At 53.5% G+C, this 26500-nt stretch carries 16 protein-coding genes and 3 pseudogenes; 11 read left to right on the top strand and 8 right to left on the bottom strand.

The features are described 5' to 3' along the window. Positions 1 to 271: 271 nt before the first annotated feature. The 7 genes from gyrA (at position 272) to rpsA (ending at position 11046) form a co-directional block, all read left to right on the top strand. Complete coding sequence (gene gyrA, locus PST29_RS21440) at positions 272 to 2941, top strand: DNA gyrase subunit A (protein WP_060840451.1); 2670 nt, start codon at positions 272 to 274, stop codon at positions 2939 to 2941. Positions 2942 to 3005: 64 nt separating this feature from the next. After that, complete coding sequence (gene serC, locus PST29_RS21435) at positions 3006 to 4091, top strand: 3-phosphoserine/phosphohydroxythreonine transaminase (RefSeq protein WP_060845166.1); 1086 nt, start codon at positions 3006 to 3008, stop codon at positions 4089 to 4091. Further along, a complete protein-coding gene (pheA, locus tag PST29_RS21430; RefSeq protein ID WP_016964092.1) occupies positions 4091 to 5185 on the top strand; it encodes a prephenate dehydratase in 1095 nt (364 codons plus the stop codon). The genes serC and pheA overlap by 1 nt, the downstream gene beginning before the upstream one ends. 10 nt (positions 5186 to 5195) lie before the next feature. Continuing rightward, positions 5196 to 6308: a histidinol-phosphate transaminase gene (hisC, locus tag PST29_RS21425; RefSeq protein ID WP_060844308.1), complete on the top strand. Its 1113-nt coding sequence runs from the start codon at positions 5196 to 5198 to the stop codon at positions 6306 to 6308. A gap of 28 nt (positions 6309 to 6336) precedes the next feature. Continuing rightward, positions 6337 to 8544, top strand: a complete 2208-nt coding sequence (locus PST29_RS21420; RefSeq protein ID WP_016964090.1) for a bifunctional prephenate dehydrogenase/3-phosphoshikimate 1-carboxyvinyltransferase — start codon at positions 6337 to 6339, stop codon at positions 8542 to 8544. After that, positions 8541 to 9230 carry a (d)CMP kinase gene (cmk, locus tag PST29_RS21415; protein WP_011062580.1) on the top strand — a complete coding sequence of 230 codons (690 nt, stop codon included), beginning with the start codon at positions 8541 to 8543 and terminating at the stop codon, positions 9228 to 9230. Before PST29_RS21420 ends, cmk begins: the two co-directional genes overlap by 4 nt. A gap of 121 nt (positions 9231 to 9351) precedes the next feature. Further along, a complete protein-coding gene (gene rpsA, locus PST29_RS21410) occupies positions 9352 to 11046 on the top strand; it encodes a 30S ribosomal protein S1 (protein WP_007931318.1) in 1695 nt (564 codons plus the stop codon). A gap of 451 nt (positions 11047 to 11497) precedes the next feature. On the opposite strand, the pseudogene PST29_RS21405 reads toward rpsA, so the two are convergent. Beyond that, positions 11498 to 12651 (bottom strand): annotated as a pseudogene (locus PST29_RS21405) (IS3 family transposase). Positions 12652 to 12852: 201 nt separating this feature from the next. Here PST29_RS21405 and ihfB point away from each other — a divergent pair. Then, complete coding sequence (ihfB, locus tag PST29_RS21395; RefSeq protein ID WP_060844306.1) at positions 12853 to 13146, top strand: integration host factor subunit beta; 294 nt, start codon at positions 12853 to 12855, stop codon at positions 13144 to 13146. A 164-nt stretch (positions 13147 to 13310) separates the two neighbouring features. On the opposite strand, the pseudogene PST29_RS31260 reads toward ihfB, so the two are convergent. The 7 genes and pseudogenes from PST29_RS31260 to PST29_RS31245 form a co-directional block, all read right to left on the bottom strand. Then, a pseudogene (locus PST29_RS31260) lies at positions 13311 to 14468 on the bottom strand (IS3 family transposase). A gap of 370 nt (positions 14469 to 14838) precedes the next feature. Then, positions 14839 to 15963: a glycosyltransferase family 4 protein gene (locus PST29_RS21380; protein WP_060844304.1), complete on the bottom strand. Its 1125-nt coding sequence runs from the start codon at positions 15961 to 15963 to the stop codon at positions 14839 to 14841. Further along, positions 15956 to 16996, bottom strand: a complete 1041-nt coding sequence (locus tag PST29_RS31255; protein WP_082729288.1) for an NAD-dependent epimerase/dehydratase family protein — start codon at positions 16994 to 16996, stop codon at positions 15956 to 15958. Before PST29_RS31255 ends, PST29_RS21380 begins: the two co-directional genes overlap by 8 nt. An 11-nt stretch (positions 16997 to 17007) precedes the next feature. After that, the gene (locus tag PST29_RS21375; RefSeq protein WP_060844303.1) at positions 17008 to 18291 is read right to left on the bottom strand and encodes a nucleotide sugar dehydrogenase; all 1284 of its coding nucleotides are present in this window, start codon (positions 18289 to 18291) and stop codon (positions 17008 to 17010) included. Positions 18292 to 18322: 31 nt separating this feature from the next. Next, positions 18323 to 20266, bottom strand: a complete 1944-nt coding sequence (gene asnB, locus PST29_RS21370; protein WP_060844302.1) for an asparagine synthase (glutamine-hydrolyzing) — start codon at positions 20264 to 20266, stop codon at positions 18323 to 18325. Positions 20267 to 20284: 18 nt separating this feature from the next. Continuing rightward, the gene (locus PST29_RS31250) at positions 20285 to 20944 is read right to left on the bottom strand and encodes an O-antigen ligase family protein (protein ID WP_148659667.1); all 660 of its coding nucleotides are present in this window, start codon (positions 20942 to 20944) and stop codon (positions 20285 to 20287) included. Positions 20945 to 21500: 556 nt separating this feature from the next. Continuing rightward, positions 21501 to 22928, bottom strand: coding sequence for an oligosaccharide flippase family protein (locus PST29_RS31245; protein WP_159426286.1), 1428 nt, complete (start codon positions 22926 to 22928; stop codon positions 21501 to 21503). A 336-nt stretch (positions 22929 to 23264) separates the two neighbouring features. On the opposite strand from PST29_RS31245, the pseudogene PST29_RS31240 reads away from it, so the two are divergent. The 3 genes and pseudogenes from PST29_RS31240 (at position 23265) to PST29_RS31235 (ending at position 26491) form a co-directional block, all read left to right on the top strand. Beyond that, a pseudogene (locus PST29_RS31240) lies at positions 23265 to 24427 on the top strand (IS3 family transposase). A gap of 844 nt (positions 24428 to 25271) precedes the next feature. After that, entirely contained in the window at positions 25272 to 25868 is a 597-nt protein-coding gene (locus PST29_RS21355; protein ID WP_060844300.1) for a sugar transferase, read from the top strand. Next, positions 25865 to 26491 carry an acetyltransferase gene (locus PST29_RS31235; protein ID WP_082729285.1) on the top strand — a complete coding sequence of 209 codons (627 nt, stop codon included), beginning with the start codon at positions 25865 to 25867 and terminating at the stop codon, positions 26489 to 26491. Before PST29_RS21355 ends, PST29_RS31235 begins: the two co-directional genes overlap by 4 nt. Positions 26492 to 26500: the final 9 nt, after the last annotated feature.

Below are 26500 nucleotides of genomic sequence, written 5' to 3'. Positions count from 1 at the left end.
TCCTCTGAGGCTCTCTCGTCTCTTATCAGGCTGTCACCGGTCAACTAACTATGCTCCATGCGCGTCTGGGGGATAGGTGCGTGGCGGCGATTGTGATAACATCCGGCGGTTTCCAAGGTGGTCCGATGCGGCCGCCTTCACTGCGCAAATCCATGGCATAACTTGTTGATTTGTCGTAAGTCGGTGCATGGCACTAGGCCTGCAGCGGCGAGCTTCGTTCGTCCCATATGGATGTGACGAAGTTTCACCAGAAAAAGGAATCAGGCTTCTCATGGGCGAACTGGCCAAAGAAATCCTCCCGGTCAATATCGAAGACGAGCTGAAACAGTCCTATCTCGACTACGCGATGAGCGTAATCGTCGGGCGGGCACTGCCTGATGCGCGCGATGGCTTGAAGCCCGTGCACCGGCGTGTGCTCTACGCGATGAGCGAGCTCGGTAACGACTGGAACAAGCCGTACAAGAAATCTGCCCGTGTTGTCGGTGACGTGATCGGTAAGTATCACCCGCATGGTGATACCGCGGTGTACGACACCATCGTTCGTATGGCCCAGCCATTCTCCCTGCGCTACCTGTTGGTAGACGGCCAGGGTAACTTCGGTTCGGTCGACGGCGACAACGCGGCGGCCATGCGATACACCGAAGTGCGCATGACCAAGCTGGCGCACGAGCTGTTGGCCGACCTGCACAAGGAAACCGTGGACTGGGTGCCGAACTACGACGGCACCGAGATGATCCCGGCGGTGATGCCGACCAAGATCCCCAACCTGCTGGTCAACGGTTCCAGCGGTATCGCCGTGGGCATGGCGACCAATATTCCGCCGCACAACCTCGGTGAAGTCATCGACGGTTGCCTGGCGCTGATCGACAACCCCGAGCTGAGCGTTGACGATCTGATGCAATACATCCCCGGTCCGGACTTTCCGACCGCGGCGATCATCAACGGTCGTGAAGGCATCATCGAGGCCTATCGTACTGGCCGTGGCCGCATCTACATGCGTGCCCGCTCGATCATCGAAGACATCGACAAGGTCGGTGGCCGCCAGCAGATCGTCATCACCGAGCTGCCTTACCAGCTGAACAAGGCTCGCCTGATCGAGAAGATCGCCGAGCTGGTGAAAGAGAAGAAGCTCGAAGGCATCACCGAGCTGCGCGATGAGTCCGACAAGGACGGTATGCGCGTAGTGATCGAGCTGCGTCGCGGCGAAGTGCCTGAGGTGATCCTCAACAACCTCTACGCCCAGACCCAGCTGCAGGCAGTGTTCGGCATCAACATCGTGGCGCTGATCGACGGTCGTCCGCGGATCCTCAACCTCAAGGACCTGCTGGAAGCCTTCGTTCGTCACCGTCGCGAAGTCGTGACCCGCCGCACCGTGTTCGAACTGCGCAAGGCCCGTGAGCGTGGCCATATCCTTGAAGGCCAGGCCGTTGCCCTGTCCAACATCGACCCGGTCATTGCCCTGATCAAGGCCTCGCCAACACCGTCGGAAGCCAAGGAAGCGCTGATCAGCACGCCGTGGGAGTCCAGCGCGGTCATGACCATGGTCGAGCGCGCCGGCGCGGATTCCTGCCGTCCGGAGAACCTTGATCCGCAGTACGGTCTGCGCGATGGCAAGTACTTCCTGTCCCCGGAGCAGGCGCAAGCCATCCTGGAGCTGCGTCTGCACCGCCTGACCGGCCTCGAGCACGAGAAACTGCTGGCCGAGTATCAGGAGATCCTCAACCAGATCGGCGAGCTGATCCGCATCCTCAACAGCGCTACGCGCTTGATGGAAGTGATCCGCGAAGAGCTGGAAGTGATCCGTGCTGAATACGGCGATGCCCGTCGCACCGAGATCCTTGATGCCCGTCTCGACCTGACCCTGGGCGACATGATTCCGGAAGAAGAGCGCGTGGTGACCATCTCCCACGGCGGCTATGCCAAGACCCAGCCGCTGGCTGCCTACCAGGCTCAGCGTCGCGGCGGTAAGGGCAAGTCGGCTACCGGCGTCAAGGATGAGGACTACATCGCTCACCTGCTGGTTGCCAACAGCCACACCACGCTGCTGCTGTTCTCCAGCAAGGGCAAGGTGTACTGGCTCAAGACTTACGAGATTCCTGAAGCATCCCGCGCCGCTCGCGGCCGTCCATTGGTGAACCTGCTGCCGCTGGACGATGGCGAATACATCACCACCATGCTGCCGGTCGAGGAATACACCGAAGGTCACTACATCTTCATGGCCACCGCCAACGGCACCGTGAAGAAGACCCCGCTGGAATCCTTCAGCCGTCAGCGCAGCGTCGGTCTGATCGCCCTGGAGCTGGACGAAGGCGATGTGCTGATCAGTGCCGCCATCACGGATGGCGAGCGCGAAGTGATGCTGTTCTCCGACGGTGGCAAGGTGACTCGCTTCAAGGAGTCCGACGTGCGTGCCATGGGCCGTACCGCCCGCGGTGTGCGCGGCATGCGTCTGGCCGAAGGCCAGAAACTGATATCCATGCTGATCCCGGAAGAAGGCAGCCAGATTCTCACCGCTTCCGAGCGTGGTTTTGGCAAGCGCACGGCCATCAGCGAGTTCCCCGAGTACAAGCGTGGCGGACAGGGCGTTATCGCCATGGTCAGCAACGAGCGTAACGGTCGCCTGGTTGGTGCGGTGCAGGTGCTGGACGGTGAGGAAATCATGCTGATTTCCGATCAGGGCACCCTGGTTCGTACTCGGGTTGACGAAGTGTCGAGCCTGGGCCGTAACACTCAGGGCGTGACCCTGATCAAGCTGGCCAACGATGAAACCCTGGTGGGCCTGGAGCGTGTGCAGGAGCCATCGGAGATCGAGGGCGAAGAGTACGAAGGTGAAGAGGGCGCTGAAATCGAGGGCACCGTGCTGGATGCGGCAGCCGAGCCGGATGATGCAACCGATAGCCAACAGGCAGACGCCGCAGGCGAAGAAGAGTCGCAAGACTAAATAAATCGTAGCAGGGCAGAGTGTTTGCTCTGTCCGCTACCGTGAATGCATAGCGAGAGTGGATGTGAGCAAACGAGCCTATAACTTCTGCGCAGGTCCCGCTGCGCTACCTGAAGCTGTCCTGTTGCGTGCCCAGGCCGAATTGCTGGATTGGCATGGCAAGGGCCTCTCGGTCATGGAGATGAGTCATCGCAGCGATGAATTCGTCTCCATTGCCACCAAGGCCGAGCAGGATCTGCGTGATCTGCTGAATATCCCCTCGAACTATAAAGTGCTGTTTCTGCAAGGCGGCGCCAGCCAGCAATTTGCCCAGATTCCACTGAACCTGCTGCCAGAAGGCGGCAAGGCTGACTACATCGACACCGGTATCTGGTCGCAGAAAGCCATCGAAGAGGCTTCCCGCTACGGTCAGGTCAATGTCGCGGCCACTGCCAAGCCTTACGACTACTTTGCGATTCCCGGCCAGAACGAATGGCAGCTGTCGAAAGACGCCGCCTACGTGCACTACGCGCCGAACGAAACCATCGGCGGCCTGGAGTTCAATTGGATCCCGCAAACCGGCGATGTTCCCCTGGTGGCCGACATGTCTTCCGACATCCTCTCGCGCCCTGTGGATATCTCCCGTTTCGGCATGATCTACGCCGGCGCGCAGAAGAACATCGGTCCTAGCGGCATCCTGGTGAACATCGTTCGCGAAGACCTGCTGGGGCGTGCCCGTTCCCTGTGCCCGACCATGCTCGACTACAAGGTCGCTGCGGATAACGGCTCGATGTACAACACGCCGCCGACCCTGGCCTGGTACCTGTCCGGCCTGGTGTTCGAATGGCTGAAGGAGCAGGGCGGGGTGGAAGCCATCGCCAAGCTCAACGAGGTCAAGCAGCGCACCCTGTATGACTTCATCGATGCCAGCGGCCTGTACAGCAACCCGATCAACAAGTCCGACCGCTCGTGGATGAACGTGCCGTTCCGCCTGGCCGACGATCGCCTGGACAAGCCGTTCCTGGCTGGCGCCGAGGCCCGCGGCCTGCTCAACCTCAAGGGCCATCGCTCGGTGGGCGGCATGCGCGCCTCCATCTACAACGCCGTGGACATCAACGCGGTCAATGCGCTGGTGGCTTACATGGCAGAGTTCGAGAAGGAACACGGCTGATGTCTGAGCAAGAACTCAAGGCCCTGCGCCTGCGCATCGATGCTCTGGACGAGAAGGTCCTGGAGTTGATCAGTGAGCGTGCGCGGTGTGCCCAGGAAGTTGCCCGGGTGAAGATGGCTTCCCTGGCAGAAGGCGAAGTGCCGGTGTTCTATCGTCCCGAGCGTGAAGCTCAGGTGCTCAAGCGTGTCATGGAGCGCAACCAGGGGCCGCTGGGCAACGAAGAGATGGCGCGTTTGTTTCGCGAAATCATGTCTTCGTGCCTGGCCTTGGAGCAGCCGCTGAAAGTGGCTTACCTCGGCCCTGAAGGTACCTTCACCCAGGCGGCGGCCATGAAGCACTTCGGTCATGCGGTGATCAGCAAGCCGATGGCGGCGATCGACGAAGTGTTCCGCGAAGTGGCGGCCGGTGCGGTGAACTTCGGTGTGGTACCCGTGGAGAACTCCACCGAGGGCGCGGTCAACCATACCCTCGACAGTTTCCTCGAACACGACATGGTGATCTGCGGCGAAGTCGAGTTGCGTATCCACCACCATCTGCTGGTGGGCGAGAACACCAAGACCGACAGCATCAGCCGTATCTACTCCCATGCCCAGTCCCTGGCCCAGTGCCGCAAGTGGCTGGACGCCCATTATCCAAATGTCGAGCGCGTGGCGGTGTCCAGCAACGCTGAGGCGGCCAAACGGGTCAAGGGCGAATGGAACTCGGCGGCCATCGCCGGCGACATGGCGGCGGGTCTGTATGGGCTGACGCGCCTGGCAGAGAAGATCGAGGATCGTCCGGACAACTCCACGCGCTTCCTGATGATCGGTAATCAGGAAGTGCCGCCGACCGGCGACGACAAGACTTCGATCATTGTCTCCATGAGCAACAAGCCTGGGGCCCTGCACGAGTTGCTGGTGCCGTTCCACGACAACGGTATCGACCTGACGCGCATCGAGACCCGACCCTCGCGTAGTGGCAAATGGACCTATGTGTTCTTCATCGACTTCGTTGGCCACCACCGTGATCCGTTGATCAAGGATGTGCTGGAGAAGATCAGTCAGGAAGCAGTGGCACTCAAGGTGCTGGGTTCCTACCCGAAAGCGGTTCTCTGAGGCTTTAACAATGAGTGGCGACTTCCTCGCACTGGCACAACCAGGCGTGCAACAACTTTCGCCTTACGTTCCGGGCAAGCCCGTGGACGAACTGGCCCGTGAGCTGGACATCGATCCGGCCACCATCGTCAAGCTGGCGAGTAATGAAAACCCGCTGGGCGCCAGCCCCAAGGCGCTGGCGGCGATTCGTGACGAGCTGGCGGAATTGACCCGTTATCCCGATGGCAACGGCTTTGCCCTCAAATCCCTGCTGGCCGAACGCTGCGGCGTGGATATCCAGCAGGTCACTCTGGGCAACGGCTCCAACGACATCCTTGAGCTGGTGGCGCGGGCCTACCTGGCGCCAGGACTGAATGCGGTGTTCAGCGAGCATGCCTTTGCCGTCTATCCCATCGTGACCCAGGCGGTGGGAGCCGCGGCGCGTGTGGTTCCGGCCAGGAATTGGGGGCATGACTTGCCGGCCATGCTCAAGGCCATCGATGAGCAGACCCGTGTGGTGTTCATTGCCAACCCGAACAACCCGACCGGTACCTGGTTCGGTGCCGAAGAACTGGATGAGTTTCTGCAGGACGTCCCGGCTCATGTGCTGGTGGTACTGGACGAAGCCTATATCGAGTACGCCGAAGGCAGCGACCTGCCGGACGGCCTGGACTTCCTGGCGGCCTACCCGAACCTGCTGGTATCGCGGACCTTCTCCAAGGCCTACGGCCTGGCGGCCCTGCGGGTCGGTTATGGTCTTTCGACCCCGGTGGTGGCGGATGTGCTGAACCGAGTCCGTCAGCCGTTCAACGTCAACAGCCTGGCCCTGGCGGCGGCTTGTGCCGCGTTGCAGGATGGGGATTACCTGGCTGAGAGCCGTCGCTTGAATGAGGCGGGCATGCAGCAGCTGGAGGCCGGGTTCGGTGATCTGGGCTTGAGCTGGATTGCGTCCAAGGGCAACTTCATTGCCGTGGATGTGGGGCGCGAGGCTGCCCCCGTGTTTCAGGGCTTGTTGCATGAAGGGGTGATTGTGCGTCCGGTGGCTAACTACGGGATGCCTAACCATTTGCGCGTCACCATCGGCTTGCCGGCGGAAAACACACGTTTCCTTGAGGCTTTGGCCAAGGTTCTGGCCCGTGGTTGATGTCATTCCAACGCAATCTGCTGTACCTATGATCGGTCGCCTGGTGGTGATCGGTCTGGGATTGATTGGCGGCTCCTTCGCTAAGGGGTTGCGCGAAAGTGGCGTGTGCCGCGAAGTGGTCGGTGTCGATCTGGACCCGCAGTCCCGCCAGTTGGCGGTTGAGCTGGGGGTTGTGGATCGCTGTGAAGAGGATCTGGCTCTGGCTTGCCAGGGGGCCGATGTGATTCAGCTGGCCGTGCCGATCCTGGCCATGGAAAAGCTTCTGGCGCTGCTGGCCAGGATGGATCTGGGGCAGGCGGTGCTGACCGATGTCGGAAGTGCCAAGGGTAATGTGGTGCGCGCGGCACAAGAAGCGTTTGCTGGCATGCCGGCGCGCTTCGTCCCCGGGCATCCGATTGCCGGCTCCGAGCAGAGCGGTGTCGAAGCCTCCAATGCCCAGCTGTTCCGTCGCCATAAAGTGATCCTGACGCCTCTGGAGCAAACCGATCCGGATGCGTTGGATCTGGTCGACAGGCTTTGGCGTGAACTGGGGGCGGATGTTGAACACATGCAGGTCGAGCGCCATGACGAGGTCCTGGCGGCCACCAGTCACTTGCCGCACTTGCTGGCATTCGGCCTGGTGGATTCGCTGGCCAAGCGCAGTGAAAATCTCGACATCTTCCGTTACGCTGCGGGCGGGTTCCGCGATTTCACGAGAATCGCCGGCAGCGACCCGGTCATGTGGCACGACATCTTCCTCGCCAATCGCGAAGCGGTTCTGCGCACACTCGATACATTTCGCAACGACCTCGACGCCCTGCGCGATGCGGTCGATGCAGGGGACGGGCATCAGTTGTTGGGCGTATTCACTCGCGCCCGGGTTGCCCGCGAGCATTTCGGTAAAATCCTGGCCCGCCGGGCCTATGTGGACGCTATGAACTCCAACGATCTGATTTTCCTGGCAAATCCTGGTGGCCGCCTGTCTGGGCGGATTCGTGTACCGGGCGACAAGTCGATTTCCCACCGTTCGATCATGCTCGGCTCCCTGGCTGAAGGCACCACTGAAGTCGAGGGTTTCCTCGAGGGTGAAGATGCCTTGGCCACGTTGCAGGCATTTCGCGACATGGGGGTGGTCATCGAGGGGCCGCACCATGGGCGTGTGACCATCCATGGCGTGGGGTTGCATGGCTTGAAGCCGGCACCGGGCCCGATCTACCTGGGCAACTCCGGTACTTCGATGCGTCTGCTCTCCGGTTTGCTGGCTGCGCAGAGCTTCGACAGCACTCTGACGGGGGATCCTTCTCTGTCCAAGCGCCCAATGAACCGCGTGGCCAATCCGCTGCGGGAAATGGGGGCGGTGATCGAGACGGCGGCCGAAGGGCGTCCACCGATGGTGATTCGCGGTGGCCACAAGCTCAAGGGGCTGACCTATACCTTGCCAATGGCCAGTGCCCAGGTTAAGTCGTGCCTGCTGTTGGCCGGTTTGTACGCCGATGGGAAGACCACCGTCACCGAGCCTGCGCCAACTCGCGATCACACCGAGCGCATGCTGCGAGGCTTCGGTTACTCGGTGAATGTCGACGGTGCAACCGCTTCGGTTGAATCCGGCGGCAAGCTCAAGGCGACTCATATTGAAGTGCCGGCAGATATCTCCTCTGCAGCGTTCTTCCTGGTCGCGGCGTCGATCGCCGAAGGTTCGGAGCTGGTGCTTGAGCACGTGGGTATCAACCCGACCCGTACTGGCGTAATCGATATCCTGCGGCTGATGGGTGCTGATATTCGTCTGGAGAACCAGCGCGAAGTCGGCGGTGAGCCTGTTGCGGATCTGCATGTGCGCGCAGCCAAACTCAAGGGGATCGAGATTCCCGAGGAATTGGTGCCGCTGGCAATTGATGAATTCCCTGTGTTGTTCGTGGCGGCGGCCTGCGCTGAAGGGCGCACTGTGCTGCGCGGCGCGGAAGAGCTGCGGGTCAAGGAATCCGACCGTATCCAGGTCATGGCTGACGGCCTGTTGACCTTGGGGGTCAAGTGCGAGCCGACTCCGGACGGCATCATCATTGATGGTGGTCAGATCGGCGGGGGCGAAGTGCACGGTCACGGCGATCACCGTATTGCCATGGCCTTCAGTGTTGCCTCGTTGCGGGCCAATGCGCCGATTCGTATTCACGACTGCGCGAACGTCGCGACTTCGTTCCCGAATTTTCTCGCGCTGTGCGCGCAGGTGGGGATTCGGGTTGCACAAGAGGCTCAGTCGTGAATATCAAGGCGCCTGTAATCACCATCGACGGGCCCAGCGGTTCCGGCAAGGGCACCATTGCCGGCAAGTTGGCCAAGCATTTGGGGTGGTGCTTGTTGGATTCCGGCGCTTTGTACCGGTTGCTGGCGTTCGCGGCACGTAATCATGGGGTCGACCTGACCAACGAAGAGTCGCTTAAGTTGCTGGCGGCGCATCTTGATGTGCAGTTTCTTGGCGCCACCGAAAATCATCCGCAGAGAATCATTCTCGAGGGCGATGATGTAACTGATGATCTGCGTAATGAGCAGGTTGGTGCCTGGGCTTCTCAGGTCGCGGCGCTGCCGGCCGTGCGTGATGCCTTGTTGCAGCGTCAACGAGCTTTTCAGGAGCCGCCGGGGCTGGTTGCGGATGGTCGCGATATGGGGACAGTGGTGTTTCCGGATGCGCCGTTAAAAATTTTCCTCACTGCCAGCGCCGAGGAGCGTGCTCGTCGACGTTACTTGCAGTTGAAGGGGAAAGTCGATGGTGTTAGTCTGTCGAGTCTGCTAGATGAGATTCGTGCGCGCGATGAGCGCGATACCCAGCGAGCGGTGGCCCCGCTCAAGCCGGCGGCCGACGCCATACAGCTGGATTCTACGGAGTTGTCCATCGATCAGGTGTTGCAACGCATTCTGAGCGAGATCGCCATTCGCGATATCGCCGGGTGAACAAGGAAGATCGCGGGGGACCAGTCATAGTCCTGCGATCTTTCTTTTATATGAACGTAACCCACATTGTCTGGGATGTGGCAGATGGGCGTATTCTTCGCCCTTATCAACAGGAATTAAAATGAGCGAAAGCTTTGCGGAACTCTTTGAAGAAAGCCTAAAAACCCTGAACCTTCAGGCAGGCTCCATCATCACCGGTGTTATCGTCGACATCGACTACCAAGCGCGTTGGGTAACCGTTCACGCTGGTCTGAAGTCTGAAGCACTGATCCCGCTTGAGCAGTTCTACAACGATGCTGGCGAACTGTCCATCAATGTTGGTGATGAAGTTCACGTTGCTCTGGATTCGGTTGAAGACGGTTTCGGTGAAACCAAGCTCTCCCGTGAAAAAGCCAAGCGCGCTGAATGCTGGATCGTTCTGGAAGCAGCCTTCGCAGCCGAAGAAGTGGTCAAGGGCGTTATCAACGGTAAGGTTAAAGGCGGCTTCACTGTCGACGTTAACGGCATCCGTGCGTTCCTGCCAGGTTCTCTGGTTGACGTCCGTCCTGTGCGCGATACCACGCACCTGGAAGGCAAAGAGCTCGAGTTTAAAGTCATCAAACTCGATCAGAAGCGCAACAACGTTGTCGTTTCCCGTCGTAGCGTCCTCGAAGCCGAGAACTCCGCTGAGCGTGAAGCTCTGCTGGAATCCCTGCAGGAAGGTCAGCAAGTCAAAGGTATCGTCAAGAACCTCACCGACTACGGCGCATTCGTTGATCTGGGCGGCGTTGACGGCCTGCTGCACATCACCGACATGGCTTGGAAGCGCATCAAGCATCCATCCGAGATCGTCAACGTTGGTGACGAGATCGATGTCAAGGTTCTGAAGTACGATCGCGAGCGCAATCGTGTTTCCTTGGGTCTGAAGCAACTGGGCGAAGATCCATGGGTCGCTATCAAGGCTCGTTACCCAGAAAGCACCCGCGTTACCGCGCGTGTAACCAACCTGACCGACTACGGCTGCTTCGCTGAGCTGGAAGAGGGTGTTGAAGGTCTGGTGCACGTTTCGGAAATGGACTGGACCAACAAGAACATCCATCCTTCGAAAGTCGTACAAGTTGGCGACGAAGTGGAAGTTATGGTTCTGGACATCGACGAAGAGCGTCGTCGTATCTCCCTCGGCATCAAACAGTGCAAGTCCAACCCATGGGAAGACTTCTCTGGCCAATTCAACAAGGGCGATAAAATCTCCGGCACCATCAAGTCGATCACCGATTTCGGTATCTTCATTGGTCTGGACGGCGGCATCGACGGTCTGGTTCACCTGTCCGACATCTCCTGGAACGAAGTGGGCGAAGAAGCCGTACGTCGCTTCAAGAAGGGCGACGAGCTGGACACCGTTATCCTGTCGGTTGACCCAGAGCGCGAGCGTATCTCCCTGGGTATCAAGCAACTGGAAAGCGATCCGTTCTCCGAGTACGTTCAAGAAAACGACAAAGGCGCAATCGTTAAGGGTGTTGTAAAAGAAGTTGACGCCAAAGGCGCCATCATCACCCTGGCTAACGATATCGAAGCTACTCTGAAAGCCTCCGAAATCAGCCGCGACCGCATCGAAGATGCGCGTAACGTTCTGAAAGAAGGCGAAGAAGTTGAAGCCAAGATCATCAGCGTTGACCGTAAGAGCCGTGTAATCCAGCTCTCGATCAAGTCGAAAGACGTTGAAGACGAGAAAGAAGCTATCCAGAGCCTGCGCGACAAGCCAGCTGCTTCGGATATCGCTGCTGGTCCTACCACTCTGGGCGACCTGCTGCGTGCACAGATGGAAAAACAGAACTAAGTTCTGTCAGACCATAAAAAGGGCGACTTCGGTCGCCCTTTTTTATGCGTGAGATTTGAGGTGAAAAGAGTGGGGAAACCAATGTCAGCAATGGGTTGTCTCTTTCTTAGCGACTGGCTCCTTTGGGTCTAAGACTTTTAGTCTAACGGTGTGTTGCCCGGGCGGCGCTGGCTGTCCTAAGGAAGAGCATGATCAGGCTGATTGTTGTTGTTTTTCTTCTTCTTCTTCTCCTGGTTAGGTGTGTGACCAATGTAAGGACCCATGAAGTCGTGAAGGGGGGGCAAGTGTTACGAAGGTGCTGAGCTTGAGTGCAGGGCTGATGCGGATACAAGGTCATCACCAAGTCCAGCGACTCTATGGGTGAGGAGGGGGATTACCCTTTTGGTTGTAATTCGGCGGGTTATCTCATTCGAACGATGTTTGGTCTGTCCCGGACCTGATGGACAGGCAATTAAGAGCTACTGCTCGCATTTCGCCGCTCAAACTCCATTGGACTGAGATAGCCCAACGTCGAGTGGCGACGGCGGTGATTGTAAAAGCGGATGTAGTCGAACAGGTCGGTTTTTGCCTCCTGGTAGCTGCCGTAGCGAGTCAGGTACACCCGATCAGCCTTCAGCGAACGGAAGAAACTCTCCATCGCGGCGTTGTCCCAGAAGTTTCCACGACGACTCATGCTCTGGCGTATGCGATAACGCCAGAGCCGCTGGCGAAAGTGGCGGCTGCCATACTGCGCCCCCTGATCCGAGTGGAACAGCAGCCCTTGAGGCTTGCCGCGCTGCTCATAAGCCATATCCAGGGCCCTGATCACCAGATCCGCGTCGGGTTTCCCTGACAATGCCCGACCCACAACACGGCGCGCGAAGAGGTTCATGACGACCGCCAGGTAATGCCATTTTCCTTGCGCTCAGATGTACGTGATATCGCCGCACCAGACCAGATTGGGCGCATGCACATCAAACTCCCGATTCAAGATATTCGGAATATCGGGCCGCTCGACCGTCGCATGCTTATACGCATGCGAGCCAGGCTGTTTGCTGACTAATGCCAACTCGCGCATCAGGCTGCGTACCTTGAACCGACCGACTTGCTCACCGTCTTCCTGCATCATCGAAACGATGCTTCGGCTACCGGCAGCGCTTCGACTTTTCGTGAATATCTCGTTGACCCGACTACGTAACCGAAGCCGTTCAACGTCTGGAGTTCGGCGTCGGAGGCTGTGGGCGTAGTAGCACGACCGAGTGACATCAAAGACCACGCAAAGCCAATCCACCGGCTCTTGGGAGCTCAGTTGATCAATCAGCGTGTGCGCTCGTGCTCTTCCGACATCAAGAGCGCGGTAGCCTTTTTTAAAATGGATTTCTCCCGCTCAAGGCGAGCGATCCGAACTTCCAGCTCCTGGATTTTCTGCTGCTCGGGCGTCAGCGCCTTGCTCTGCGGAGTAACGCCCTTGCGCTCCTGCTGAAGCTGGTTAACCCAACGACGCAATGCGGACTCGACCAGTCCAAGCGAGCGGCTGACTTCAACATGGCTATAGCCTTGATCGAGCTCGAGGCCTGCGGCCTCGCGCTTGAATTCAGTGGAAAAGGTACGGCGTTGTTTGGTCATCTGACACCTCGATCTGGCGAGCATTCTCGCCTAAATGGGTGTCCGGAGTTAGTAGACCACTACAATTTTGTATTTTTGCCGCTGCTTCTTTTATAGGCTGCTGAGTTTGTATTTGCTTAGCGCATAGGCTGTTCAAAACCTTCTGGGCGTGCTAAAACCTTTTGAGCGGTGACCTAGCTGCTTGAAAAAGAAGGGAAAAATATGACGAAGTCGGAGTTGATCGAACGAATTGTCACCCATCAAGGGCTGCTTTCATCTAAGGATGTCGAGTTGGCCATCAAGACGATGCTTGAGCAGATGTCTCAGTGTTTGGCTACAGGTGATCGGATTGAAATTAGGGGGTTTGGTAGCTTTTCTTTGCATTATCGTGCGCCTCGTGTAGGGCGTAATCCAAAGACAGGCCAGTCCGTTAGTCTTGATGGGAAGTTTGTCCCTCATTTCAAGCCTGGGAAAGAACTGCGGGATCGAGTAAATGAGGATGAGGAGCTGATTTAGGTTGGTGGGATTTAAGTAGAGGCTGGTGGTGGAGGGGCTGAACGGGACAACCACAGTAGGTAACAGAAAAGTTCAGGCGCATCGGTAACACCAAGTCAGGCCTGCACTGCCGTATTGAGCCTGATGTAGCCATCCTTGGTGTCTTTGAGATCAAAGTGTAGTGGTCAACTAATCCCGGACACGACGTTAAGTTTTTTCTCGGTCTGAGCTGGGGCCAACCCACCGCTAAACTGGCACGGCCGAATCCAATTCGTACCGTTCATCTGGTAATGACTGATGTCGTGGCGCGCTTCCTGAGCCGTCATGTGGCCTACTGTCGGTATCCATTCAGTTTTCAAACTGCGAAACACGCGCTCATCGGTGCATTATCCCAGCAGTTTCCACGACGACTCATGCTCTGGCGTATGCGATAACGCCAGAGTCGCTGGCGAAAGTGGCGGCTGCCATACTGCGCCCATCCGAGTGGAACAGCAGCCCTTGAGGCTTGCCGCGCTGCTCATAAGCCATATCCAGGGGCTTGATCACCAGATCCGCGTCGGGTTTCCCTGACAATGATCGACCCACAACACGGCGCGCGAAGAGGCTCATTACGACCGCCAGGTAATGCCATTTTCCTTGCGCTCAGATGTACGTGATATCGCCGCACCAGACCAGATTGGGCGCATGCACATCAAACTCCCGATTCAAGATATTCGGAATATCGGGCCGCTCGACCGTCGCATGCTTATACGCATGCGAGCCAGGCTGTTTGCTGACTAATGCCAACTCGCGCATCAGGCTGCGTACCTTGAACCGACCGACTTGCTCACCGCCTTCCTGCATCATCGAAACGACGCTTCGGCTACCGGCAGCGCTTCGACTTTTCGTGAATATCTCGTTGACCCGACTACGTAACCGAAGCTGTTCAACGTCTGGAGTTCGGCGTCGGAGGCTGTGGGCGTAGTAGCACGACCGAGTGACATCAAAGACCACGCAAAGCCAATCCACCGGCTCTTGGGAGCTCAGTTGATCAATCAGCGTGTGCGCTCGTGCTCTTCCGACATCAAGAGCGCGGTAGCCTTTTTTAAAATGGATTTCTCCCGCTCAAGGCGAGCGATCCGAACTTCCAGCTCCTGGATTTTCTGCTGCTCGGGCGTCAGCGCCTTGCTCTGCGGAGTCACACCATTGCGCTCCTGCTGAAGCTGGTTAACCCAACGACGCAATGCGGACTCGACCAGTCCAAGCGAGCGGCTGACTTCAACATGGCTATAGCCTTGATCGAGCTCGAGGCCTGCGGCCTCGCGCTTGAATTCAGTGGGAAAGGTACGGCGTTGTTTGGTCATCTGACACCTCGATCTGGCGAGCATTCTCGCCTAAATGGGTGTCCGGAGTTAGTAGGCCACTACAATAGGGTTCAGCTCTCGCCATGGCATAGTCAGATCCTCGAATTCGACCATGCCAGTTAAAAACTGGCACCTATATGCTTGAACTGGTTTGTTAACTATGTGGGTGAATTATATCAGGCTATGTTTTTTATCGCTTTTTGGTGTACTTTCAATCATGCTGCTGAGGTTTTTTTGCATGTCAGATACTGTATGTTATCAATGCCTTCTGCGGTTGGCTTTACCGTCTGGAATCTGATTGAATTCATAGCTTATTAAGCAGCGCACCATAGCATGATTATTTAGGCAGTACGCTGCTCGGGAGAGATGGTTAGTTATGCAACTCCATTGCGTTGAGCATAGTCTTGTTTACAAGGTGTACGTCGTACTTTTGCTCCGCTAGTTCGCGGCTTTTAAAGCCCATTTGTTTGCGCAATTCTTCTGACTCTGCCAAGCGTGCCATTGCGATAGCAAGTTTTGACGAGTCGCGTGGCTCGACAAGAAAGCCATTAACCCCTTCTACGACCGTCTCCCGGCATCCTGGTGCATCAGTGGTTATAATCGCGCGCCCGCTGGACATTGCTTCTAGCACTGAGCGCGGTGTTCCCTCCCGGTATGAAGGTAATACAAATACGCTACATGCGGCTAGGTAAGGCTTTACATCGCTTACTGCTCCATGATATTCAATTAGCCCCTCTTTTCTCCAGTTTGAAACGATATCTGCGTGAATTCCTGAAGGGTTTGGGTCCAGTGGGCCGACCAAATGGAAAGAGGCTTGGGGATGAGTAGACTTTAGTGTTCTTGCGGCCTCGACATATTCAAGTACGCCTTTATCGCGTAGTATTCTGCCTACAAACAAAAAAATTGGTTGAGAAGGTAGTGCCATTGCCGGAAAGCTTTCTACGTTAACACCTGATCCATTGATAATCCAGGTTGGAAGGTCAGTGCTGAAAAGTCCTTGGCTTTCAAAAAGCTGTCGATCGTCCGGATTCTGGAAGAGTAGTCCATTCGCAAAGCGTAATCCGAGCCAGTAAAGTCCTGATGCTACGCGTTTTACTAGGTTGCGACTGAAGCTTGCGTCGGCGTCTGTGAATGCATAGCCTAGCCCGGTAATCAGCGCATAACGTCGCTTCACACCCGCAAGGCGCGCCGCAAGCAAGCCATAAATTACTGGCTTTATCGTATACGCAAGCATTACATCCGGTTTTATTAAACGCAAGCGCCGATTAAGTTGCAGTAGGTAGCGTAGGTCAGAGAATGGATTTAATCCAGTGCGTGCCATCGAGACAACATGATACTCAATTCCTTTTTCTGCGAGCTGTTTACTTACAGACTCATTATTTTCGGCAGCAATGGCGACGACGTCATGGCCATTTGCTCGCATCGCATCCAGAAGATCCCCGCGAAACCGGATCAGCGATTCAGCGAGTCCGGCGATGATTACAATCTTAGACATGCTTATTTACGTATGCTGAGTAATAGGCGGTGGAGTTTTTTAATCCAGAAGTGATGCGGTGTGTTGGTTCATAACCAAGTAATGATTGGGCCTTGCTGATATCTGCTTGGGAGTGACGTACGTCAGCAGCCCTGAAATCTCTGTATATCGGAGTCACTTCTCTTATTTCAGGCTTGACAGCACAGGCAAGCTGGCGTATGTATGTGAACAGCTCATTCAAGGTGGTACGATCGCCTACTGCAACGTTGAAAACTTGATTTACCGCATCCTTTTTTAGGGTCGTTGCTGCAAGCAAGTTGGCTTGGACAGCGTTAGCTACGAAACAAAAGTCACGGCTAGTCTCTCCGTCACCGTTGATATAAATAGGTTCGTTGCGCAGCAAGGCGCTAAACCATTTTGGAATTACGGCTGCGTACGCACCATCAGGGTCCTGTCTTGGACCAAATACGTTGAAGTAACGCAAACCTATGGTCTGCAGTCCATAGCAGCGTGCAAAAATGTCCGCGTATAATTCATTGACGTACTTGGTCACAGCATAAGGTGATAGTGGTCGACCAATATTTTCTTCTAGTTTTGGTAATGCAGGATGATCACCATAAGTCGAACTTGATGCGGCATAGACGATGCGTTTGACGCTCGCATCTCTGCTGGCAATTAGAATATTAAGGAAGCCATCAATGTTCACGGCGTTGGTTCGAATTGGATCTTCCAGTGAGCGAGGGACGCTTCCTAATGCGGCTTGGTGAAGAACATAATCCACTTGTGATTCTAGGGCCTGCTGGCAGTCTTTCAGATTGCGGATATCACCTTGCACAAATTGAAACTGTGCCCAAGCTGTATCTGGAACGGCTAATTTCACTAAGTCTAGATTGTGCTGGTAGCCGGTTTCGAAGTTATCTAGACCGATCACGCGCTGATTCAGTTTGAGAAGCGTCTCAAGTAAATTTGAGCCGATGAAACCGGCCACTCCTGTGATAAGCCAAGTGCGCGGCGAGTCTGCTAGCTCTTGGCAGAGGGTTTCGTAAGTGTTCATACCATTCTCCATTAAAGGCGCCAGAAGCGCACGCCGGCATCTATTAGTGAGGGACCGTCGCAAGCACCTTTGACATCTATTATAACGGGTGCGTTATGCATAAGCTTGAGATATTCGCCGGTTGTCCAGTCTGCATACACGCTATGTGCAACGGCGATCACGATGGCTGCTGCGGGCTTGAGTTCATTGGGTTTGAGTAGCGATATGCCGTACTCATGTAGGGCTTCTAAGGAATTGGCCTGTGGGTCGTAAACTTGTACCTCGACGCCGAATTCTTCTAATTCTCGTATAATGTCAATTACCCGAGAGTTGCGTAGATCGGGACAATTTTCTTTGAAAGTCAATCCAAGTACAGTCACGACAGCACCAGCAATGGGATGGCCAGCATGGATCATCTGTTTGATAGTTTGCTGTGCAATAAAGGCGCCCATACTGTCGTTAATGCGGCGGCCTGCAAGAATGACCTGAGGAATGTACCCGAGCTTTTCGGCCTTGTGTGTCAAGTAGTAAGGGTCTACACCAATACAATGTCCTCCTACCAGGCCAGGCTTAAATTTTAGGAAGTTCCACTTGGTCTCAGCAGCCTCTAGAACGTCGAGTGTGTCGATGTTCATTCGGTCAAATATAAGCGCCAGCTCGTTCATTAGAGCAATGTTTAGGTCTCGTTGAGTATTCTCAATAACTTTCGCAGCTTCGGCTACTTTTATAGATTTGGCTTTATAAATTCCAGCCGTGATCACGGAGCTGTATACTTTCGCCACGATTTCAAGCGTGGCAGCGTCTTGGCCTGATACCACTTTCTTAATCTTTGTGAACGTGTGCTCTTTGTCACCAGGATTGATGCGCTCAGGGCTGTAACCTACTGTGAAATCTATGCCGCACTTTAAGTCTGATACGCGTTCAAGGATTGGAACGCAGATGTCTTCGGTGACGCCAGGATAAACAGTCGATTCATAAACAACTATATCGCCTTGCTTGAGTGCTTTGCCTACGCTTTCAGAAGCTTTAATAACTGGCGTTAGGTCCGGCTGATGAGCATCGTCAATCGGCGTAGGGACGGCAACGATATGGAAATCTGCCTGTGCAAGATTGTTTGTTTTATTCGTGAAATCGATTTGGGCTTGGGCCAATTCATCTTTGCTGATTTCATTGGTACGATCTTGTCCTGCGCGCAATTCCTGAAGGCGGGTTTCGTTGATATCGAAGCCGATTACCGGACCATGTTTGCCAAATGCAACGGCCACGGGCAAGCCGACGTAGCCTAGCCCAACCACTGATATTTTTCTCAAATGCATCGGTTTTCCTCAAGTCAATGGAGATTTTTATTCAAGTCATTCGTTTTCGATCGAGCCACGCCTGAAACATCAGTACAGGCCAAAGCTGATGCTGGTAATTTCCTTGTCCGCGTAGGTGTTTTTTCCAAATGGCCGTGATTGGTTCGGGTATGAAATAACCTTCGCTTGATAATCGATGTGGATCCAGTAAGGATTCAGCCCAACTGCGCAATGGGCCGCGGAGCCAGTCGTGCAGCGGTATGCCGAAGCCCATTTTAGGTCGTTCAATAAGTTCTCTTGGCACGTAGCTGTAGAGTAATTGACGCAGTATCCATTTGGTGCTGCCATTACGGATTTTGAGTGATATTGGCAATGATGATGCAAACTCGACTATTCGACGGTCTAGGAAGGGGACGCGTGTTTCCAAGCCTACAGCCATTGCTGCGCGATCTACCTTCGTAAGTATGTCGTCCGGCAGATATGTCATTATATCTTGGTGCATCATCCAAGAAGCGAAATCATTATCTTCGATAGATGCGCGGTTGAATGAGGAGTGTGCGCCAATAACTACGTCGGAAGCATTTTCCCACTGTGATACCACGCGATCATACATATGGCTGGGAGAGTCGTAACGCATAATGCTCGCGAGCTTGTGAAGTTTTTCGCCAGGTAGAGCCACACGTAGGTGCTTAGGGATTATTGGACTCAATCCGCTGACGATGGAGTCCCAGCGATCTGGCGACGTGGACTCTATTATTCGGGCTGCTAGCCTGCGTGCAGAAGTTGGTATGTGGCTCAATTTGTTCCAGGCGTTTGGCAGAGACTTATACCGATTATATCCGCCAAATAGTTCATCACCTGCGTCGCCAGAAAGGCTCACTTTCACGTGGTTGCGCGCCAGTTGAGAGACGAGATAGGTGGGGATCTGTGAGGAGTCGGCAAAAGGCTCACTATAGATCTCAGGCAGCTTTGAAATTACAGATATTGCGTCTGTGCCCGAAACATAGAGTTCGGTATGGTCGGTGCCGAGGTGATTGGCTACGGCTTTGGCGTGTCTGGCCTCGTTGTATCCTGGGTTGTCGAAACCGATAGTAAAGGTTTTAATTTTTTGATGAGAGAGGGATTGCATCAAACTGACAATTAGGCTCGAGTCGATGCCGCCAGACAGGAATGCGCCGAGGGGGACGTCGGCGACCATTTGCTCGCTTATCGTCGTTTTCATCAGATTATGAAGTTGGTCGGTTGCCTCGGAATCAGAAGTTGAGGGGCTTTTTTCTTTTTTTGGGGGGGGCAAGTTCCAATATGGCTGTGGTATGCCTGTCGAGCCACTTTTGAGGGTGCTAAGGTCAAGCTCTAGCCACGTACCAGGTGGTAATTTGTAAATGCCCTCGTAGATGGAGTGTGGTGATGGCACATATGCATATTTAAGGAGTAATTCCAGGCTGTTGCGCGAAACTCGCGCATCAAAATTAGGGTGTGCTTCAAGTGCTTGCAATTCTGATGCGAAGAGTAGCGCGCCGTTGTTCAGGCCATAGTAGAGTGGCTTTTCTCCGATTCTGTCACGTGCAAGCGTGAGGCATTTTCGATCACGGTCCCATACAGCTAGGGCGAACATGCCGACCAGCCTTTTTAGGGTTTTCTGTATGCCCCAGCGCTCGAATGCCGCCAATATCACTTCGGTATCCGAGTTGCTGCGCCAGGGTCGAGAGGGGGGACTAACATCAATCTCTTGGCGTAGGGTTTGAAAGTTATAGATTTCACCGTTGAACACAATAACGTAACGGCCGGTCGGAGATGCCATTGGCTGGTGCCCGGCCGAAGTTAGATCGATGATTGCAAGGCGACGGTGGCCAAGAAGCAAGCCGGCGCCATTATCCCAGGCCCCGACATCATCGGGGCCGCGGTGGAGAATAGCGTTTGTCATTCGTGTGAGGGCTGATATCTCGTCATACCTGCCTTGGCTGTTAGGGTGCCAGAACCCAGCAATACCGCACATGGAGCAATCTCGTTGTAATCAAATGGGTTGACTTTTCTGGTGCTCCGCAGTGAACCAGCCATTCCTAATTGCTAGTGCGCAGATAATCATATATAGGCTGAAAGCAGGCTGTCGGAGCATGAAGTGAGCACCAGAGAAAATCATTAAAGCAATCAGTACGGTAAGTGAATATGGATCTCGAGCTTGATACGCTCTGACGAATAGCCATAGGTATAAAGCGCCGAATAACAATGTGCCGATGATTCCAACCTGGGTAAGCAGGTCTAAGGCAAGATTGTGGGCTTCTTGCTTATCTTCCGGACTTTTCAGATAAGAAAATGCACCCGGGCCGTTCCCTATAATTGGTGACTGCAGCCATGCTTCAGTGGCACGATTGCGTAAGAGCTTTCGCACTTCGCCTTTATTTTTGTCGAAGCCGACGCCAAGCAGAGAGTCCGATTTATTGGGGCCTGAAAAATACTCTTGGCCAGGGCCGTCGGTCATAAACTTAAAAGAGCCAAATGCTAGAAGGAATGCAATTATTAATGTGGCAGATATTTTCCAATTTACTGGTTTTAACCAGCAAGATACAGTAATTACCAGAATGGGTACGCCGGCGCACCATGTGAGTAGTAATGCATCACTGCGTACGCACATCCCAATAAAAAAACAATCCATAAAAGTAAAAAATTGATGCACAAACGTGCACCCTGCCAATTCTCGTAGCGGTTTATAGCTGCTAACCAAATTGGGATTGGTATTAGAAACATTGCGAGCTGATTAGGGTTTACAGACCAAGCGGAAAGGCGTTGGGGTAGTGGAGTGATGATCCTGAACAGTTTTGCTAAATCATATGAGTGCATTAGAAAAAATAGGAGCGGAATGACTAATAATACGATAGGGGTTGTTGTCAAAGCCTTTATAAAGCTATTGAACCCTTGTTGTGAAGACTGATCGATGCAAGCTAGTGCTATAAGTGAGAAGCATGCGACATACACATATGCTCCTGCCGTATGAATAGAATTTCCGCCCTTAATAGGACTAACTAGCGCTGATACTGAGGCGATAGTAATGAAACTAATCCAGAAAAGCATAATAGGGTGCTTCAAGTAGCGGGTTGCCTGTTTATACCGTATGGCCCATGGGAGTAGGAGCACTACGACAAGCTCACTGATTCCGAATGGTAGTTCGCCGAAGCGTAGCGCTGTTGCTACAGATGCAAAAATTAGTAGAGCTGAGCCAATTGAGATTACGTTTAATTTGGGCATTTTTTCTGCCTTGGGGTGCGCATGCGCTTCGCCAAAAAGATGAGGGTGTTCATGAAAACGGTAAGTAGGAGTAGTGAGGTAGCTATGCCTTCAATGTCATAGATTGAGGTGGTTGTAATAATAATAATAACTCCTAGCCATGGCAGTAGTGCGGTGACTGATTTTCCGAGGGGAGATGATAAAAGTATACAGTTACGAATATCGACAATTATAACAGTCAAAAGCTGAGAAGCTAGCCACGCCCATCCGATTTCTTTCATTGCACAGTCATAAAAGGTGAAAAGTATTGCGGCGCCTAGGCCAAATGAGAGTAAATTGATTAATAGTGCACTTCCTGCATGTTTCTGTGCTTGTAGGATTTCATATCCGAGGCGGGCATGTCCTGACATGCATATCCCTGCTAGCAGTCCTGCGGCGAAAGGTGCTGCATCTTGCAGTATGGGAAGTTGTTTGCTCAGTAAAGGGTAGAGAGCTAGTCCTGTGAGTGTAATTGCCCCGTAAAGCAGTGCGCTTCCCAAATTTAGATAGGGTATTGTATTTCGAAGCCATTCTTTTTTATCTGCATCTGCTAGCCATTCGCAAATTCTTGGGTAGATTAAAATTGGGTAGAGAGTTGCTATGAACCAAATTTTATTTAGTATGTCGTAAATGGATCTGTACTTGCCTAGGGTTTCGGCTCCGTAGGCGTGGCTAATATAAATTGAAATGAATTCAGTTACTAGCAGTTGAGATAATGCTACTCCAATAATTGGCGATGCGTTTCGGTAGAGGGTGGTCAACAGTGGCCATGCAATAGGAGTATATTTCTCAGCTTTTAAGTTGTGCCAAAAAAGCCATAGAATCAAGTGGTCGGGGAGTTTTCTTAGTATAATGGCGGCAAGTACACACTCTATTTGCTGTGTTAGTGCTGCCACAGCTGATACTGTTAGGAAGCGACTTAGCTGAATGCATAGCTGATATTGTGCGTAGGTAAAGTGCCGTCCTCGTAGTATATTTAGCATTTGGAAATATTGGCCCGGCAATGAAAAAACATATTCAATTACTGCGGTGAGCCCAATCCAGTAAGTTAAATTGAGTTGGTTTGTGTCTAGGGGGAAAGCGCTTGAGGTGCCCTTGGCAATCAGTGGGGCAGCCAGTAATAGTAAGATGCCCATTACTATATAGGCTGCTCGAGCTGAGCTTATGAGCTGAGAGTGGAATATTTCCTTGGTTGAATGAAATTCGCTTACGGTTGACTTGGATAGTGCTGAGTCTAGGAATAGAAGAGTGCTTGAAATAATGATGTAGATTGAATAAAAGCCGTAGCCTTGGAAGCCAATATAATAAACTAAAATTGGAATAATTAAAATATTCAGTAGAAAATTTATGCCATTAGCTGAGTAGAGCGCAAGTATTTTTTTCAGCCAGCCATTCAATTTTATGTTCCTGTGCCGAATACGTACTCTTCTCAACGTTCCGGATTCCATAAGGTGCTGGCCTGAATCGAAAAGCATGTTGTGAATTGTGGGGGTCTGGAAAACGTTTTGCTAGATTTTCTATTTCTTGTATTAATGCATTGCTGAATGCCAAGCCTATCTTAAAAAAACGGTGGGCTGCACGCTTGTCTGTCAGCAGATCATCTGCGCTGTCTACATTGTCGAATCATACCGGATAGAGTGGCTCTGACAAGTAGCGCGAGTCGTTGGTTGTAGTGATGTGATGATGCTGGTCATCTGCTTAGGTAGGTAGAGCTCGCCAGATGGAGGTGCCTGATGAGCAAGCAATATTGCTCCTTTCCCACTGAATTCAAGCGCGAGGCCGCAGGCCTCGAGCTCGATCAAGGCTATAGCCATGTTGAAGTCAGCCGCTCGCTTGGACTGGTCGAGTCCGCATTGCGTCGTTGGGTTAACCAGCTTCAGCAGGAGCGCAAGGGCGTTACTCCGCAGAGCAAGGCGCTGACGCCCGAGCAGCAGAAAATCCAGGAGCTGGAAGTTCGGATCGCTCGCCTTGAGCGGGAGAAATCCATTTTAAAAAAGGCTACCGCGCTCTTGATGTCGGAAGAGCACGAGCGCACACGCTGATTGATCAACTGAGCTCCCAAGAGCCGGTGGGTTGGCTTTGCGTGGTCTTTGATGTCACTCGGTCGTGCTACTACGCCCACAGCCTCCGACGCCGAACTCCAGACGTTGAACGGCTTCGGTTACGTAGTCGGGTCAACGAGATATTCACGAAAAGTCGAAGCGCTGCCGGTAGCCGAAGCATCGTTTCGATGATGCAGGAAGACGGTGAGCAAGTCGGTCGGTTCAAGGTACGCAGCCTGATGCGCGAGTTGGCATTAGTCAGCAAACAGCCTGGCTCGCATGCGTATAAGCATGCGACGGTCGAGCGGCCCGATATTCCGAATATCTTGAATCGGGAGTTTGATGTGCATGCGCCCAATCTGGTCTGGTGCGGCGATATCACGTACATCTGAGCGCAAGGAAAATGGCATTACCTGGCGGTCGTCATGAACCTCTTCGCGCGCCGTGTTGTGGGTCGGGCATTGTCAGGGAAACCCGACGCGGATCTGGTGATCAGGGCCCTGGATATGGCTTATGAGCAGCGCGGCAAGCCTCAAGGGCTGCTGTTCCACTCGGATCAGGGGGCGCAGTATGGCAGCCGCCACTTTCGCCAGCGGCTCTGGCGTTATCGCATACGCCAGAGCATGAGTCGTCGTGGAAACTGCTGGGATAATGCACCGATGGAGTGCGTGTTTCGTAGTTTGAAAACTGAATGGATACCGACCGCAGGCCGCATGACGGCTCAGGAAGCGCACCACGACATCAGTCATTACCTGATGAACGGTACGAATTGGATTCGGCCGTGCCAGTTTAGCGGTGGGTTGGCCCCAGCTCAGGCCGAGAAAAAACTTAACGTCGTGTCCGGGTATAGTTGACCACTACACAATGGCGCCCCGCTACGATGGCTGAGTTATACTCTGGTAGCTCTCCCGCGCAACGTCTGTTAGCTTGTAATCCCGGTCGTGATCTATTTTCGGGCGGGGCGCTTCGCTCCTTATTGCGTCGTAGACTGCAGGTCGTTTCATAATTGTCTCGATCAAAGGTGTTGTGGCGACCTGTTGTATTAGCACAATATCGTAGCTGCCACTTCTATTGGCTATCGGCTATCGGCGGTTCTAGCGTTGCAGTGTGAAGCGGAGCTTGAGTCTTGGTAGATGAGTTGGGGATAATGTACCGTTGGACCCTGAAAGTTGAATGGATGCCGGGCGTGGGCTGTATGGCAGCGCGGGAAGCGCAATGAGATGGCAGTGCTATATGTGCTGGTGTTGCTGCGGCCGCCGAAATTCAACGGCGGGTTCGCTCCAGCTCCAGCTCAGAAAAAGCTCAGATTCATGCCCTAGGTTGGTTGGCTCTGACAGAGTGAACTATACATCAATTAACGAGAGTTTTTAGGCGGCTTTTTAGGGCTCGTAGGTCGTTAGTCTGAACGTGGTATGGGACTCCTAAAATTTGGTTGTATTATGTATGTGTCACAAAGTGTGGAAGTAAAAAATCATTGGAATTTTTAGTGGGATTTCAGGTGTGACAGTTCTGCGCGCGTTTTTGGTTTGGAGCTCGGATTTGCACGAATGTTTATTTTTTAATTATGGTGCTTATCGCGTTGGTCTAGTGCGCTTTGATCGAAGGGTTCAGTTTTTTCTCTGCAAACTGGGTTGGAAATTGCCGGCCAGTGGTAATGCTGAAATTTCATGATTAATCTATTAATATTCAGGTTGTCAGATGCTCAAGCGATTGATTGATATTAGCGTTTCATTGTGCGCACTTATTTTCCTAGCTCCAGTGGTTGCTGTAATTGCCTGGGCTGTTCGCAAAAAACTTGGGTCGCCGGTATTCTTTAGGCAGGTTCGTCCTGGGCTTGTCGGTAAGCCCTTCAAAATGATTAAGTTTCGCACGATGTGTGGTGAGGTGGATAGCAATGGAAGACTTTTGCCTGACTCTGAGCGAATGACCCCTTTCGGTAGCTTCCTCCGTGCTAGTAGTTTGGATGAGTTGCCGGAGTTATGGAATGTTCTAAAAGGGGACATGAGTCTGGTGGGCCCTCGACCGTTGTTGATGGAGTACCTGCCGCTTTACAACGAGGAGCAGATTCGTCGACATGAGGTTCGTCCGGGTATAACGGGGCTGGCTCAAATCAGTGGTCGAAATGCGTTAAGTTGGGATGAAAAATTTAAGTTGGATGTTTGGTATGTGGATAACCGTTCGTTTTGGCTTGATGTCAAAATCATATTCAAGACGATAATTAAGGTTGTTGTCAGAGAAGGGATTAGTGCGGATGGTGAGGTTACCATGTCTAAGTTTACTGGTAACAAAGGATGAGGCGGCTGGCTGTTCTCGGGGCAAGCGGTCACGGAAAAGTCGTGGCTGATACTGCACAATGTTGTGGTTGGAGTCAGGTGGATTTTTACGATGACTCCTGGCCATCCCTCGTGCATAACGGCAATTGGTTAGTTCTAGGAGATTCAGCGGCTTTGTATGCCCGACTGCAGAGCTATCAGGGAGTCATTGTTGCGATCGGTAATAATTTTATTCGGCATACAAAACTTATGGCACTAATGGGAGTAGAAGCTCCTATTGTTTCTCTGATACACCCTACGGCGGTTATCAGCCAATTTTCCACCATCGGGCTTGGTTCTGTCGTGTTTGCTGGGGCGGTAGTTAATGCAGGTTCTAAAATTGGGCTTGGCGCTATTCTTAATACTTGCTGTAGTGTCGACCATGATTGTGTGTTAGGTGATGCTGTCCATATTAGTCCTGGCGCCAGATTGGCTGGTGCTGTCAGTGTTGGTGAGCGGACCTGGATTGGAGTAGGTGCTAGCGTGCGGCAGCTGATTAAAATCGGCAGCGGAGTCATTGTTGGTGTCGGAGCGGCTGTGGTGCATGATGTACCTGATGGTATTACGGTCGCAGGTGTTCCGGCTAAAAATATTTCGAAGACTTGAATAAATAGG

The sequence above is a fragment of the Pseudomonas sp. St29 genome, assembly GCF_001547915.1.
Taxonomy (GTDB): domain Bacteria; phylum Pseudomonadota; class Gammaproteobacteria; order Pseudomonadales; family Pseudomonadaceae; genus Aquipseudomonas.
This window is presented reverse-complemented; position numbering and strand designations above follow the sequence as displayed.